The 14,551-nt window shown below is 70.2% G+C and carries 14 protein-coding genes; 8 read left to right on the forward strand and 6 right to left on the reverse strand.

Annotated features, from left to right (window positions below):
• The 5 genes from H537_RS0115005 to H537_RS0115025 form a co-directional block, all read right to left on the reverse strand.
• Nucleotides 1-1,230, reverse strand: a complete 1,230-nt coding sequence (locus H537_RS0115005; RefSeq protein ID WP_028998560.1) for an acyl-CoA dehydrogenase family protein — start codon at nucleotides 1,228-1,230, stop codon at nucleotides 1-3.
• Between the two features lie 11 nt (nucleotides 1,231-1,241).
• The gene (locus H537_RS0115010; RefSeq protein ID WP_028998561.1) at nucleotides 1,242-2,303 is read right to left on the reverse strand and encodes a phosphotransferase; all 1,062 of its coding nucleotides are present in this window, start codon (nucleotides 2,301-2,303) and stop codon (nucleotides 1,242-1,244) included.
• 8 nt (nucleotides 2,304-2,311) lie between these two features.
• The gene (locus tag H537_RS0115015) at nucleotides 2,312-3,085 is read right to left on the reverse strand and encodes an SDR family oxidoreductase (RefSeq protein ID WP_028998562.1); all 774 of its coding nucleotides are present in this window, start codon (nucleotides 3,083-3,085) and stop codon (nucleotides 2,312-2,314) included.
• Nucleotides 3,086-3,152: 67 nt separating this feature from the next.
• Nucleotides 3,153-4,331, reverse strand: a complete 1,179-nt coding sequence (locus H537_RS0115020; protein WP_028998563.1) for an acetyl-CoA C-acyltransferase — start codon at nucleotides 4,329-4,331, stop codon at nucleotides 3,153-3,155.
• A 35-nt stretch (nucleotides 4,332-4,366) separates the two neighbouring features.
• The gene (locus H537_RS0115025) at nucleotides 4,367-6,460 is read right to left on the reverse strand and encodes a 3-hydroxyacyl-CoA dehydrogenase NAD-binding domain-containing protein (RefSeq protein WP_028998564.1); all 2,094 of its coding nucleotides are present in this window, start codon (nucleotides 6,458-6,460) and stop codon (nucleotides 4,367-4,369) included.
• Between the two features lie 251 nt (nucleotides 6,461-6,711).
• Here H537_RS0115025 and H537_RS43220 point away from each other — a divergent pair, with 251 nt between their 5' ends.
• Nucleotides 6,712-7,161, forward strand: a complete 450-nt coding sequence (locus tag H537_RS43220; RefSeq protein ID WP_051242673.1) for a PaaI family thioesterase — start codon at nucleotides 6,712-6,714, stop codon at nucleotides 7,159-7,161.
• On the forward strand, nucleotides 7,158-7,889 hold the full coding sequence (locus H537_RS43225; protein WP_043458885.1) for a 2-phosphosulfolactate phosphatase: 732 nt from the start codon (nucleotides 7,158-7,160) through the stop codon (nucleotides 7,887-7,889). The genes H537_RS43220 and H537_RS43225 overlap by 4 nt, the downstream gene beginning before the upstream one ends.
• A gap of 112 nt (nucleotides 7,890-8,001) precedes the next feature.
• Here H537_RS43225 and H537_RS0115040 read toward each other — a convergent pair whose 3' ends face one another.
• Nucleotides 8,002-8,823, reverse strand: coding sequence for an IclR family transcriptional regulator (locus tag H537_RS0115040; protein ID WP_051242676.1), 822 nt, complete (start codon nucleotides 8,821-8,823; stop codon nucleotides 8,002-8,004).
• 190 nt (nucleotides 8,824-9,013) lie between these two features.
• Between H537_RS0115040 and H537_RS0115045 the strand changes: the two genes are divergently transcribed.
• The 6 genes from H537_RS0115045 to H537_RS0115070 all read left to right on the forward strand — a co-directional run.
• Nucleotides 9,014-10,219, forward strand: a complete 1,206-nt coding sequence (locus tag H537_RS0115045; RefSeq protein WP_028998566.1) for an acyl-CoA dehydrogenase family protein — start codon at nucleotides 9,014-9,016, stop codon at nucleotides 10,217-10,219.
• Nucleotides 10,220-10,228: 9 nt separating this feature from the next.
• Nucleotides 10,229-11,392, forward strand: a complete 1,164-nt coding sequence (locus tag H537_RS0115050) for an acyl-CoA dehydrogenase family protein (protein WP_028998567.1) — start codon at nucleotides 10,229-10,231, stop codon at nucleotides 11,390-11,392.
• 18 nt (nucleotides 11,393-11,410) lie between these two features.
• Nucleotides 11,411-12,583, forward strand: coding sequence for an acyl-CoA dehydrogenase (locus H537_RS0115055; protein ID WP_028998568.1), 1,173 nt, complete (start codon nucleotides 11,411-11,413; stop codon nucleotides 12,581-12,583).
• Nucleotides 12,584-12,600: 17 nt separating this feature from the next.
• Complete coding sequence (locus H537_RS0115060) at nucleotides 12,601-13,362, forward strand: electron transfer flavoprotein subunit beta/FixA family protein (RefSeq protein WP_028998569.1); 762 nt, start codon at nucleotides 12,601-12,603, stop codon at nucleotides 13,360-13,362.
• Nucleotide 13,363: 1 nt separating this feature from the next.
• Nucleotides 13,364-14,296 carry an electron transfer flavoprotein subunit alpha/FixB family protein gene (locus H537_RS0115065; RefSeq protein WP_028998570.1) on the forward strand — a complete coding sequence of 311 codons (933 nt, stop codon included), beginning with the start codon at nucleotides 13,364-13,366 and terminating at the stop codon, nucleotides 14,294-14,296.
• A 22-nt stretch (nucleotides 14,297-14,318) separates the two neighbouring features.
• On the forward strand, nucleotides 14,319-14,551 hold a 233-nt coding region (locus tag H537_RS0115070), incomplete at its 3' end, for an NAD(P)/FAD-dependent oxidoreductase (protein ID WP_028998571.1).

Here is a 14,551-nt window from a genome sequence, read left to right on the forward strand (position 1 = left end):
TCAGTGCTCCTGCCGCTGATGGCGGGCAAGTTCCATCTTGGCGATGGCGTTGCGGTGCACCTCGTCGGGCCCGTCGGCAAAGCGCAGCGTGCGGGTGCTGGCCCAGGCGCGGGCCAGGCCGAAGTCGTCGCTGACGGCGCCGCCGCCGTGCAGCTGCATCGCCCAGTCGATCACCTGCAGCGCCATGGACGGGGCCGCGACCTTGATCATCGCGATCTCCTGGCGCGCGGCCTTGTTGCCCACGGTGTCCATCTTCCAGGCCGCGTGCAGCACCAGCAGCCGCGCCTGGTCGATGAGGATGCGCGACTGCGCGATGCGCTCGCGCGTGACGCCCTGGTCGGCGAGCGTGCGCCCGAAGGCCGCTCGCTGCAGCGAGCGCCGGCACATGGCCTCCAGCGCGCGCTCGGCGCGGCCGATGACGCGCATGCAGTGGTGGATGCGCCCGGGGCCCAGCCGCCCTTGCGCGATCTCGAAGCCGCGGCCCTCGCCCAGCAGCATGTTGGCCGCGGGCACGCGCACGTTCTCGAACAGCACCTCGGCATGGCCGTGCGGCGCGTCGTCGTAGCCAAACACCGGCAGGTGGCGCAGCACCTTCACGCCCGGCGTGCCCATGGGCACCAGGATCATCGACTGCTGCTGGTGGCGGTCCGGATGATCGGGCGCGCTCTTGCCCATGAAGATCAGGATCTCGCAGCGCGGGTCGTTGGCGCCCGAGGTCCACCACTTGCGGCCGTTGATGACGTAGTCGTCGCCGTCACGCTCGATCCGCGCCTCGATGTTGGTGGCGTCGGAAGAGGCGACGTCGGGCTCCGTCATCGCGAAGCCGGAGCGGATGCGGCCATCGAGCAGCGGCAGCAGCCAGCGCTCCTGTTGCTCGGCCGTGCCGTAGCGCACCAGCGTCTCCATGTTGCCGGTGTCAGGCGCCGAGCAGTTGAAGGGCTCGCTGCCGATGGGCGAGCGGCCCATGATCTCGCACAGCGGCGCGTATTCCAGGTTCGTGAGGCCCGCGCCGTACTTCGACTCGGGCAGGAACAGGTTCCACAGCCCGGCCTCGCGCGCCTTGGCCTTGAGCTCCTCCATCACCGGCGCGGGCTGCCAGGGGTTGCCGGCGTCGCGATGGGCCTGCATTTCGCGCTCGAAGCGCGCCTCGGCCGGGTAGACATGCGCGTCCATGAAGGCCGACAGCCGCGCCAGCAGCTCCTGGACCTTGGGCGAAAACTCGAAATCCATGCCTTGTCTCCCTAGCGGATCGTCTGCGCCAGCGCCCAGGCCTGCTCGGCCAGCGGGCGGGCGCGCTTGCCCGTTTCCACCGCCTGGGCGCTGGAGGCATTGCCCTGCAGCGCACGGTGGGCCACCCCTTGCAGGATGCCGACCAGGCGGAACATGTTGAACACGAGGTAGTAGCTCCAGCAGTCGTCGTCCAGCGCCGCGCCGCCCATGCGCTCCAGGTAGCGGCGCAGGTACTCGGCCTCCGGTGGGATGCCCAGCGCCTGCACATCGGCACCGGCCAGGCCGCCGGGTGCCGGCAGCCGCCAGCGCATGCAGTGGTAGGCGAAGTCGGCCAGCGGGTCGCCCAGCGTGGAGAGCTCCCAGTCGAGCACGGCCAGGATGCGCGGCTGCGTGGGGTGGAACACCACGTTGTCGAGCCGGAAGTCGCCATGCACGATGCGCGCCGGCACGGCCGCCGGCAGGTGCCGGGGCAACCAGTCGATCAGCGCGTTGGCCGCGGCAATGGGTTCGGTCTCGGCCGCGCGGTACTGCCGCGTCCAGCGCGCCACCTGGCGCTCGATGTAGTGGCCCGGCCGGCCGTAGTCCGACAGGCCCACCGTGGCCGGGTCCACGCCATGCAGCGCGGCGATGACGCGGTTCATCTCCTCGTAGTGGGCCGCGCGCTCGGCCGGCGCCATGCCCGGCAGCGCCGGGTCCCACAGGATGCGCCCTTCGACGCAGTCCATCACGTAGAAGGCCGAGCCGATCACCGCCGCGTCCTCGCACAGCGCATGCACGCGCGGCACCGGCACGCCGGTATCGGCCAGCGCCCGCATGACGCGGAACTCGCGCTCCACCGCATGCGCCGAAGGCAGCAGCTGCCCGGCGGGCTTGCGCCGCATCACGAAGCGCCGCTCGCCCGCCGTGAGCCTGAAGGTGGGATTGGACTGGCCGCCCTTGAACTGCTCGACCTCCAGCGCGCCCTCGAAACCCGGCACATGGCTGCGCATCCAGGCCTGCAGCGCACCGACGTCGAAGGCATGCTGCGGTGCCACCGCCCGGGTGCCGCTGAATTGCGCCTGCGCGTCGCTCATGGCGTTCCTCACAGCGCCGAGGTGCCGCCGTCCACCGCCAGGTACTGGCCGGTGATGTGGCGCGAGGCCTCGCTGGCGAGGAACACCACGGCGCCCATCAGGTCCTCGTCGCCGCCCAGGCGCCGCAGCGGCGCGCGGGCGACCACCTGCTCGCCGACGCTCTCCAGCAGGCCGGCCGACATCTTCGAGGGGAAGAAGCCGGGGCAGATCGCGTTGACGTTGATGCCGTGGCGGCCCCACTCCGAGGCCAGCGCGCGGGTGAAGTTGATCGCCGCGGCCTTGGAGGTGTTGTAGGCGATGGTGTGCACGCCCGGCGCCATGCCCTTGAGGCCCGCCACCGAGGCGATGTTGACGATCTTGCCGCGCCCGCGCGGGATCATGCAGCGCCGCCCCACCTCGCGCGCCAGGAAGAACGGCGCGTTCACGTTGAGGTTCATCACCTTGTGCCATGCCTCGTCCGGGTAGTCCTCGGCCGGCGCGCCCCAGGTGGCGCCGGCGTTGTTGACGAGGATGTCGATGTCGCCGAAGCGCTGCACCACCGCGTCGACCAGGGCCGGGATGCGCTCGAACTGCTGCAGGTCGTTGACGATGGCGAGCACCTCGATGCCCTCGCCTTCCAGCACCGCCCGGGCCTCGGCCAGCTCGCCTTCCTTGCGCGCGCTGATCGCCACCTTGCAGCCCGCTTCGCCCAGCGCCCGGGCCATCTGCAGCCCCAGCCCGCGCGAGCCGCCCGTGACCAGCGCCACCCGGCCGTCGAGCCGGAACAGGTCCATCACGCCCATCAATGTCTCCTGTGTCGTTGCTTGCCTGCCCGGCGGGTGTTCCGCCGGGGAGTGAGGGCTGCGGTGATCAGCAGACCTCGAACAGCCCGGCCGCGCCCTGGCCGCCGCCGATGCACATCGTCACCACGACGTACCTGGCGCCGCGGCGCTTGCCCTCGATGAGCGCGTGCCCGGTCAGCCGGGACCCGCTCACGCCGTAGGGATGGCCGACGGCGATCGCGCCGCCATTGACGTTGAGCAGTTCGTCCGGGATGCCCAGCCGGTCGCGGCAATACAGCACCTGGCAGGCGAAGGCCTCGTTGAGCTCCCACAGCCCGATGTCCCCGGTCTTGAGGCCGGCACGCTGCAGCAGCTTGGGCACCGCGAACACCGGGCCGATGCCCATCTCGTCGGGCTCGCAGCCCGCCACCGCGAAGCCGCGGAAGACGCCCAGCGGCTGCAGGCCCAACTGTTCGGCGCGCCGGGCGCTCATCACGACGCAGGCGGAGGCCCCGTCGGAGAACTGGCTGGCGTTGCCCGCCGTCACCACGCCGCCGGGCAGCGCGGAGCGCAGGCGGCTCACGGCCTCCAGCGTGGTGTCGGCGCGGATGCCCTCGTCGGCGGCAATCGTGACCTCGCGGGTCGTGATGCGGCCGCTGGCCTTGTCCACCACGCCCATGGTCGTGGTCATGGGCACGATCTCGGCCTCGAAGCGCCCGGCCGCCTGCGCCACGGCGGCGCGCTGCTGGCTGCGCACGCCGTAGGCGTCCTGCGCCTCGCGGTCGATGCCGTAGCGGCGCGCCACCTGCTCGGCCGTCTGCAGCATGCTCCAGTACAGCTCGGGCTTGTGCTGCAGCAGCCAGGGGTCGCGGCGCATGTGCTGGTTGGCCTCGTTCTGCACGCAGGAGATGCTCTCCACGCCGCCGGCGACGAGGGCTTCCACTTCGCCGGCCATCACGCGCTGCGCCGCGATGGCGATGGCCTGCAGCCCCGAGCCGCAGAAGCGGTTGAGGCTCATGCCTGCGGTGGTCACGGGCAGCCCGGCGCGCAGCGCGATGGCGCGCGCGACGTTGCCGCCGGTGGTGCCTTCGAGGAAGCTGGCGCCCATCACCACGTCCTCGATCGCGGCCGGGTCCACCCCCGCGCGCGCCACCGCGTGCCGCACGGCATGCGCGCCCAGCGTGGCGCCATAAGTCATGTTGAAGGCGCCCTTCCAGCTCTTGGCCAGGCCGGTGCGGGCGGTGGAGACGATGACGGCGTCGGTCATGGTGCGAGATTCCTGTTCGGGCCAGTGAGCGGCCTTCAGTTGAAGCTGCCGCCCTCGGCGGCGAGCTGCAGCAGCAGCGGCGCGGGCGTCCACAGCGCCGCTTCGGCGCCGGCTTCGGCGGCAAAGGCCTTCAAGCGGCGCACGACGTAGGGCAGGCCCACCTCGTCGGCGTATTTCATGGGGCCGCCGCGGTGCTTGGGGAAGCCGTAGCCGTTGAGGTAGACCACGTCGATGTCGGAGGCGCGCTGCGCGATGCCTTCGGCCAGGATGCGGGCGCCCTCGTTGACCATCGCGAACACGCAGCGCTCCACGATCTCCTGCGCGTCGATGGCTCGCGTGGCATGGCCGCGCTCGGCGCGCCACTGCTCGATGATCTGCGTGACCGCGGGATCGGGGATTGGGTCGCGCCGGCCCGGCTCGTAGCGATACCAGCCCGCGCCGGTCTTCTGCCCGAAGCGTCCCGCCTCGCAGACGCGGTCGGCAACGATGCTGAAATCCTGGCCCGGGTTGGCGGCGGCACGGCGCTTGCGGCCGGCCCAGCCGATGTCCAGGCCCGCGAGGTCGCCGACGCGAAACAGCCCCATCGCGAAGCCGAAGTCCTCCAGCGCCCGGTCCACCTGCTGCGGCAGCGCGCCGCGATCGAGCAGGTCGTTGGCCGCGGCGCCGTAGCGCGCCAGGATGCGGTTGCCGATGAAACCGTCGCACACGCCCGAGACCACCGCGACCTTCTTGATGCGCTTGGCAAGCTGCATGGCGGTGGCCAGCACCTCGGGCGCAGTGGCGGCGCCGCGCACCACTTCCAGCAGCCGCATCACGTTGGCGGGGCTGAAGAAGTGCAGCCCGATCACGTCCTGCGGACGTCGGGTGAAGCGGGCGATGGCGTCCAGGTCCAGCGCCGAGGTGTTGGACGCCAGGATCGCACCCGGCTTCATCACCTCGTCGAGGGTGCGGAACACCTGCTCCTTCACCTCCAGGCTCTCGAACACCGCCTCGATGGCGAGATCGGCGTCGCGCAGCGACTCGTAGCTCAGCGTGGGCGTGATCAGCGCCAGCCGCTGCTCGAACTGGGCCTGTGTGAGCTTGCCCTTCTTCAGCGAGCCTTCGTAGTTGGCGCGGATGGTGTTGAAGCCCTTGTCCAGGGCCGCCTGGCTGGCCTCCAGCAGCACGACCGGCAGGCCCGCGTTGGCAAAGGCCATGGCAATGCCGCCGCCCATGGTGCCCGCGCCGATGATGCCGACCTGCCGCACCTCGCGCAGCGGCGCGCTTGCCGGCACGTCCGCCTTCGAGGCGGCGCGCTCGGCCGCGAACACGTGGCGCAGCGCGCGCGACTCGGCCGTGTTCATCAGGCCCAGGAACAGCTCGCGCTCGAAGCGCAGGCCGTCGTCAAAGGGCAGCGAGACGCAGGCCGCCACCGCGTCCACGCACTTCAGCGGCGCGGGCAGGAAGCGATTCGCAGCCTTGACCTGCGTGCGGGCGAACTGCAGGAAGGCGTCCGAGCCGGCCTGCTCCAGCTTCACGTCGCGCAGGCGCTTCGGTGGCCGGCCCTCGGCCACTACCTGCTCGGCAAAGGCGACGGCAGCCTGCGCCAGGTTGCCCTCCGTCACCACCGCGTCGAGCAGGCCACTGCCTTCGAAGCGCGCCGCCGGCTGCGGCTCGCCGGAAAGGATCATGTTCAGTGCCGTCTCCAGCCCGATGGCCCGCGGCAGGCGCTGCGTGCCGCCGGCGCCGGGCAGCAGGCCGAGCTTGACCTCGGGCAGGCCCAGAGAGGCGTCGGCCTTGGCGATGCGGAAATGGCAGCCCAGCGTCAGCTCCAGCCCGCCGCCCAGGCAGGTGCCGGCAATGGCAGCCACCACCGGCTTGGACGAGGACTCCAGCGCCGCGATCAGCGCCGGCAGGTTGGGCTGCTGGCCGGACTTGGGCGTGCCGAACTCGCGCACGTCGGCGCCGGCCGAAAACAGTTTCTCGCCACCCGTGAGCACGACCGCACGCACCTGCGCGTCGGCCAGCGCCTCGTCCAGCAAGGCCAGCACGCGGCTGCGCAGCGCATGGCTGATGCCGTTGACCGGCGGGTTGTCCAGCGTGATGACGGCGACGGCGCCATGCCGGACGCAGGAGGCGGAAAGGTTCATGCGCGGGTCCTCGACAGCAATTTTGAACTAGATGTTCTGCAATGCAGTACAACGTTCCGAATGAATGCCATGCTAGTGGCGCTTCATCGCGCTGTAAAGCGATTGCGGGTAAACGCTAGTTCCTAGCGCACAGAATGAAAATGGGCTTTCCAAGGAGCTTGCGCATGCGGCACAAGGTGCTGCGAAATTGCAATCAAGTTCTGCAATGCAGACTATAGTCCCGACATTACAACCCCGGACGGTGCTGCCGCATGGACGCCCCTTGCCTCGACATTCCCGCCGGCTTCAAGCCCTTTGCCGGTGCCGGCACCTTCTTCTCCGTGCTGGGCCCGCTGTACCGGCGCTGCACCGAGGACGACCGCAGCGTGCTCGGCCTGCGCGTGGCGGCACAGCACGCCAACCACATCGGCGTGGCGCATGGCGGCATGCTGACCACGCTGGCCGACGGCGCGCTGGGCATCAACCTGTCGCGCCACCCGCGCTACAACCGGCCGCTGGTGACGGTGAACCTCAACACCGACTTCCTGTCGTCGGCACAACTGGGCGAGTGGCTGGAAGCCCGGGTGGAGTTCCGGCGCCTGGGCGGTCGGCTGGCCTTTGCCGACTGCCTCGTCAGCGCCGGCGAGCGCCTGGTGCTGCGCGCCACCGGCGTGTTCGCCGTGGCGGACACCGGCCGCAAGCCTGCCGGCGATGCCCGATGAAAGTCCACGTGCTCACCCGCAAGGAAGAGATCGACCCGCAGCGCCTGGCCGGCAAGGTCGTGGTGGTGCTGGACGTGCTGTTTGCCACCACCACCATGGCCGCGGCGCTGGACGGCGGCTGCACCGAGGTGCTGCCCATGCCGGATGGCGAGGCGGCCCGGGCCGAGCTGCGGCGCCCGGACGCGCCGCCCGGCGTGGCCGCCGGGGAGTGGATGGCCGAGACCCTGCCGGGCTTCGTGGCCGCCACGCCGCTGGCGGTGCTGGCGCAGCCGCTGGCCGGCCGGCGCCTGGTCTACAGCACCACCAACGGCACCGTGGCGCTGCTGCGCGCCCGGGGCGCGGCCGAGGTGCTGGCCGGCGCGCTGGTCAACGCCGCGTCAGTGGCGCAATACCTGTTGCACAGGCATCCGGAGCGCACCGTGGTGCTGGCGTGTGCCGGCTCCGCGGGGCGCTTCAACCTGGAGGATTTCTACGGCGCGGGCTGCCTGGTGTCCCTGCTGCGCGAAGCACCGGGCCCGCAGCGCTTCAGCGACTCGGCGCTAGCGGCGGCCCTGCTCTACACGCACACGCGCGGCCTGCCGCACGGCAACGGGCACCCGCTGTGGCAGGCCCGTGTGGGGCAACGAATGGTGCAGAAGGCGCACACGGCCGAGCTGGGCTACGCGGCGTGCGAAAGCGTGCTGGAGGTGGTGCCCAGGATGGACGGCGAGCGCCTGGTGCGCGCCTGATGCGGCCGGCCCTTGGGCATGCAGCGCATCCACGCGCACGCAGGCAGACCACCATGCGCCTCGCGACGCTGCCGGCCTGCATGCCGCCTTCACGGGGGCCTGAACAGCGGCCTCAGCGCGCCAGCAGGCCTTCGAGCCGGCTGACCATCTCGATCAGGCGCGGGCGCACCTCTTCCAGCAGGAACTCCTTGGACAGCAGGAAGGACGGCGCGCCGCAGTTGATGGCCATGGGCGGCAGGCCGCCACCGGGGTTGAAGGCCCGGGCGATGGCGTTGACGTCCTTTTGCCAGTCGCCGAAGGAGCAGGTCACGCCCAGGGTGCGGTAGTCCTCCAGCGCCTTGCGGATGCCGCGCTCCGTCTCGGGCCAGGCCGTCTCGTCGAACTCGCGCACGCGCTCCATGAACTCCACGCGCTCGCGCTCGGGAATGGCCGCCAGCCAGGCGCGGCCGATGGCGGTGGCCGCCACCGGGATGCGCGAGCCGATGTCCAGGCTCAGCGTCAGCGCCGAGGAGGAGCGGCAGTTCTCGACGTAGATCATCGACATGCGGTCGCGCGCGCCCAGCGACACCATGGCGCGGGAGAAGTCCGCCAGCTCCTGCATCAGCGGACGCGCCACCGTGCGCACGTCCAGCTTCGCCAGCATCGCGCTCCCCAGCGACAGCGTGGCGGTGCCCAGCCGGTACTTGCCGCTGTCCTCCAGCTGGATCAGGTAGCCCAGCTTGGTCAGCGTGTAGGTCAGCCGCGAGACGGTGGACTTGGGCAGGCCGCAGCGCTGCGCGATCTCCTGGTTGCCCAGCGTCCTGTCACCGGAGCGAAAGCACGCGAGCACCTCCAGGCCGCGCGCCAGCGCGGTGACGAAGTGGCGGTCTTCCTTGGCACCGGATTCGCTGCCTTCGGCCTCCGGCTCGGCCTGGATGTTGGCGGGCCTGTCCATGACGTGACTCTGTAGTTCTGGTGCTGTTAGTGGAACACAAAACTGCAGGACGGTCGGCACCACGCGGTCGGGAATCGACCCAGTTCCGCCATGGAGAAGTTGACAGGGTCGGGCCACACATCAACAATGCGGTTGTGCTGTTTTGCAGAATTCAGTTTTGCACAGCGGAACTAAACAGACCGGAGACCCCATGGATCTGAACTTCAGCCCCGAGGACCAAGCCTTCCGCGAGGAGGTGCGAGGCTTCCTGCGCGAGTCGCTGCCCGCAGCCATTCGCGACAAGGTCAGGAACGGCGTGCACCTCACGCGCGACGACCACCTGCTGTGGCAGCGCACGCTGCACGGGCGCGGCTGGAGCACGCCGGGCTGGCCGCGCGAGTTCGGCGGCCCCGGCTGGAGCGCGGCGCAGCAGTACATCTTTGACGAGGAGTGCGCCGCCGCGGGCGCGCCACGGCTGATCCCCTTCGGCATCAAGATGGTGGCGCCGGTGATCATGGCCTTCGGCTCGCCGGCGCAGCAGCAGCGCTTCCTGCCCCGCATCCAGGCCGGTCTCGACTGGTGGTGCCAGGGCTACTCCGAGCCCGGCTCGGGCTCGGACCTGGCCTCGCTCAAGACCCGCGCGGTGCGCGGCGCCGATGCGCAGGGCGAGCACTACATCGTCAACGGCCAGAAGACCTGGACCACGCTGGCGCAGCATGCCGACTGGATCTTCTGCCTGGTGCGCACCGACCCCGCGGCCAAGGCGCAGCGCGGCATCAGTTTCCTGCTCATCGACATGAAGAGCCCGGGCATCACCGTGCGGCCCATCGTCACGCTCGATGGCGCCCACGAGGTGAACGAGGTCTGGTTCGAGAACGTGCGCGTGCCCGCCGAGAACCTGGTGGGCGAGGAGAACGCGGGCTGGACCTACGCGAAGTTCCTGCTTGGCCACGAGCGCACCAACATCGCCGGCATCGGCATCGCCAAGCGCGAGCTGGCGCGGCTCAAGGCCGTGGCCGCGCGCGAGCGCAAGAACGGCCGCCCGCTGCTCGAAGACCCACTGTTCTCCGCGCGCGTGGCGCAGGTGGAGATCGACCTCATGGCGCTGGAGGTCACGAACCTGCGCGTGCTCTCGGCCGAGAGCGAGCGGCGCGCGCCGGGACCCGAGGCCTCGATCCTCAAGGTCAAGGGCACCGAGATCCAGCAGCAGATCTCGGAGTTGCTGGTGCAGGCCGTGGGGCCCTATGCCCTGCCCTTCCTGCCCGAGGCGCTGGAAGGCCAGGACGTCGAGCCGCCCGGCCCGGCCCACGCGCTGCCGCTGGCGGCGGCGTACTGCAACCTGCGCAAGCTGTCCATCTACGGCGGCTCCAACGAGATCCAGAAAAACATCGTCGCCCAGACCATCCTCGGCCTCTAAGGACCTGCCATGGACTTCAATTTCAGCCAAGAGCAGCGGCAGCTGCAGGACACCATCGAGCGCTTCGTGCGCAACGATTACGGCTTCGACAAGCGCCGCGCCATCGCGGCCAGCGCCGACGGCTACAGCCGGCAGGCTTGGAACAGCCTGGCCGATCTCGGCGTGCTGGCCATCAACGTGCCGGAGGCGCAGGGCGGCCTGGGCTTCGGCCCCGTGGAGACGATGCTCGCCATGCAGGCCAGCGCGCCGGCGCTGCCGTGCGAGCCCTTGCTCTCCAGCGCCGTGATCGCCACCGCGCTGGTGCGCGACTTCGGCGACGCGGCGGCCCGCGACGAGCTGCTGCCCGCGCTGGCCGCGGGCGAGCGCATCGTCGTGCTGGCACACCACGAGGCGCCGGCACGCGGCATGGCCGGCCCGGTGCACACGCGTGCGGCGGTGGAAGGCGACGGCTACGTGCTCGACGGCCGCAAGGCCGTGGTCATCGACGCCGCCGCAGCCGACGAGCTGCTGGTGTCGGCCCGCCTGTCGGGTGCGCCCGAGGACGCGGACGGCGTACTGCTGCTGCGCGTGCCGCGCGGGACGGCAGGGCTGAGCCTGCGTGAGTACGCCACCATCGACGGCCGCCGCGCCGCCGAGGTCGAGCTGCGCGGCTGCTTCGTGCCGGCGCAGGCGGCGCTGGGCACGCCCGGGCAGGCGCTGCCGGCCATCGAGCGCGCGCTCGACATCGGGCTGGCGGCGCTGTGCGCCGAGGCGCTGGGGCTGCTGCAGGCCACCGTGGATGCCACCGCCGAGTACCTGCGCACGCGCCAGCAGTTCGGCCAGCCCATCGGCCGCTTCCAGGCGCTGCAGCACCGTGCCGCGGACATGCTGCTGCACCTGGAGCAGGCGCGCTCGATGACCTACCTGGCGGCGATGCGCTGCACCGACCCCGACGACCAGTCCCGTCGCCAGGCGCTGTCCGCGGCCAAGGTGGTCGTGGGCCAGGCCTGCCGCTTCATCAGCCAGCAGGCGGTGCAGCTGCACGGCGGCATGGGCATGACGGACGAGCTCGTGCTCAGCCACTGGTTCAAGCGCCTGCTGGCCATCGAGACCAGCATGGGCGACACCGACACCCACCTGCAGCGCTTCGCCGCACTGTCGCAGCGCGAGGCGCTGCAGGCAGCCCAGGCCTGAATTCCCAAGGAGACGATGATGTCCAGCCCTTTCCAATGGGACGATCCGCTGCTGCTGGAACAGCAGCTTGAGGCCGACGAGCGCGCCGTGCGCGAAGCCGCACGCGACTACTGCCAGGGCCGCCTGGCGCCGCGCGTGCTGGAGGCCTTCCGCAGCGAGCACACCGATCCGGCCATCTTTCGCGAGATGGGAGAGATGGGCTTGCTCGGCCCCACCATCCCCGAGCAGTACGGCGGCCCGGGCCTGAACTACGTGGCCTACGGCCTGATCGCGCGCGAGGTCGAGCGCGTGGACTCGGGCTACCGCTCGATGATGAGCGTGCAGAGCTCGCTGGTGATGGTGCCGATCTACCAGTTCGGCAACGAGGCGACCCGGCTGAAGTACCTGCCCAGGCTGGCCACTGGCGAGTGGATCGGCTGCTTCGGCCTGACCGAACCCGACCACGGCTCCGACCCCGGCAGCATGATCACGCGCGCCCGCAAGGTGGCCGGCGGCTACGAGCTCACCGGTACCAAGACCTGGATCTCCAACAGCCCGATTGCCGACGTCTTCGTCATCTGGGCCAAGGACGACGAGGGCAAGATCCGCGGCTTCGTGCTGGACAAGGGCTCCAAGGGCCTGTCCGCCCCGGCGATCCACGGCAAGGTGGGGCTGCGCGCTTCCATCACCGGGCAGGTGGTGATGGACCAGGTGTTCTGCCCGGAAGAGAATGCCTTTCCGGAAGTGCGCGGCCTCAAGGGACCCTTCACCTGCCTGAACTCCGCGCGCTACGGCATCGCTTGGGGCGCGCTGGGTGCCGCCGAGGACTGCTGGCACCGCGCGCGCCAGTACGTGCTGGACCGGAAACAGTTCGGCAAGCCGCTGGCGGCCAATCAGCTGGTCCAGAAGAAGCTGGCCGACATGCAGACCGAGATCACGCTCGGTCTGCAGGGCTGCCTGCGGCTGGGCCGCATGAAGGACGAAGGCACCGACGCGGTGGAGATCACTTCGATCATGAAGCGCAACAGCTGCGGCAAGGCGCTGGACATCGCACGCATGGCGCGCGACATGCTGGGCGGCAACGGCATCAGCGACGAGTACGGCATCGCCCGCCACCTGGTGAACCTGGAGGTGGTCAACACCTACGAGGGCACGCACGACATCCACGCGCTGATCCTGGGCCGGGCCCAGACCGGCATCGCGGCGTTCTGAAGGACAAGGAGACAGCCATGAAGATCCTCGTGCCCGTGAAGCGGGTGGTGGACTACAACGTGAAGGTCCGCGTGAAGAGCGACGGCTCGGGCATGGACCTCGCCGGCGTGAAGATGAGCATGAACCCCTTCGACGAGATCGCCGTCGAGGAGGCCGTGCGGCTCAAGGAGAAGGGCGTCGCCACCGAGATCATCGCGGTCTCCTGCGGCGTCACGCAATGCCAGGAAACGCTGCGCACCGCCCTGGCCATCGGCGCGGACCGCGCCATCCTGGTCGAGACGCCCAGCGATGCAGCGTTCGAGCTGCAGCCGCTGGCCGTGGCCAAGATCCTCAAGGCCCTCGTCGACAAGGAACAGCCCGGGCTGGTGATCCTGGGCAAGCAGGCCATCGATGACGACAACAACCAGACCGGCCAGATGCTGGCGGCACTCGCTGACCTGCCGCAGGCCACCTTCGCCTCCAAGGTCGAGGTCGCCGAGGGCAAGGCCAGGGTGACGCGCGAGGTGGACGGCGGTCTCGAAACCGTGGAAGTCACGCTGCCGGCGGTCGTCACGACCGACCTGCGCTTGAACGAGCCGCGCTACGTGACGCTGCCCAACATCATGAAGGCCAAGAAGAAGCCGATGGAGACCATCAAGCCGGCGGACCTGGGCGTGGACGTGGCGCCGCGCATCAAGACCGTGAAGGTCGAGGAGCCGCCCAAGCGCGGCGCGGGCGTGAAGGTGCCCGACGTGGCCACGCTGGTGGACAAGCTCAAGAACGAAGCCAAGGTGATCTGACATGGCCGCACTCGTCATTGCCGAACACGACAACGCGAACCTCAAAGGCGCGACCCTCAACACCATCACCGCCGCGCCCGCTTGCGGCGGCGAGGTGCACGTGCTGGTGGCCGGCGAGAACGCCGGCTCAGCAGCCCAGGCCGCTGCGCAGGTGCAGGGCGTGGCCAAGGTGCTGCACGCCGACGCGCCCGCGCTGGGCAATCAACTCGCGGAGAACGTGGCGGCGCAGGTGCTCGCCGTGGCAGGCGCCTACAGCCACCTCCTCTTCCCTGCGACGGCCAACGGCCGCAACGCCGCCCCGCGCGTGGCGGCCAAGCTCGACGTGGCGCAGCTCAGCGACGTCACCAAGGTGCTGTCGGCCGACACCTTCGAGCGCCCGATCTACGCCGGCAACGCCATTGCCACGGTGCAGAGCGCCGACGCGGTGAAGGTGGTCACCGTGCGCACCACGGGCTTCGACGCCGCGCCCGCCACCGGCGGCAGCGCTGCCGTTGAAAGCTTGGCCGCGGTGGCCGACAGCGGCAAGAGCGCCTTCGTCGGCCGCGAGCTGACCAAGAGCGACCGCCCCGAGCTGACCGCCGCGAAGACCATCGTGTCGGGCGGCCGGGCGCTGGGCTCGGCCGAGAAGTTCACCGAAGTGCTCACGCCGCTGGCCGACAAGCTGGGTGCGGCGCTGGGCGCCTCGCGCGCCGCGGTGGACGCGGGCTACGCGCCCAACGACTGGCAGGTGGGCCAGACGGGCAAGATCGTTGCTCCGCAGCTCTACATCGCCTGTGGCATCAGCGGCGCGATCCAGCACCTGGCTGGCATGAAGGACTCCAAGGTGATCGTGGCGATCAACAAGGATCCGGAGGCGCCCATCTTCTCGGTGGCCGACTACAGCCTGGAGGCCGACGTGTTCGAGGCGGTGCCGGCGCTGGTGCAGGCCTTGTAAGCAATCATGGACGGGACATGACATGAGCGCGCAAGCGTTGCTAGAACAGTACGGTCCGCGCGAGTCCATGGACTACGACGTGGTGATCGTCGGCGCTGGCCCCGCAGGGCTAACCACCGCCATCCGGCTCAAGCAGCTCGCCGCCGCGGCGGATGCCGAGGTGTCGGTGGTGGTGCTGGAAAAGGGCTCCGAGCCCGGGGCGCACATCCTCTCCGGCGCGATCATGGACCCCATCGCGCTCACCGAGCTGTTCCC

Origin of the sequence: Azohydromonas australica DSM 1124 (assembly GCF_000430725.1) — a bacterium.
Lineage (GTDB): Bacteria > Pseudomonadota > Gammaproteobacteria > Burkholderiales > Burkholderiaceae_C > Azohydromonas > Azohydromonas australica.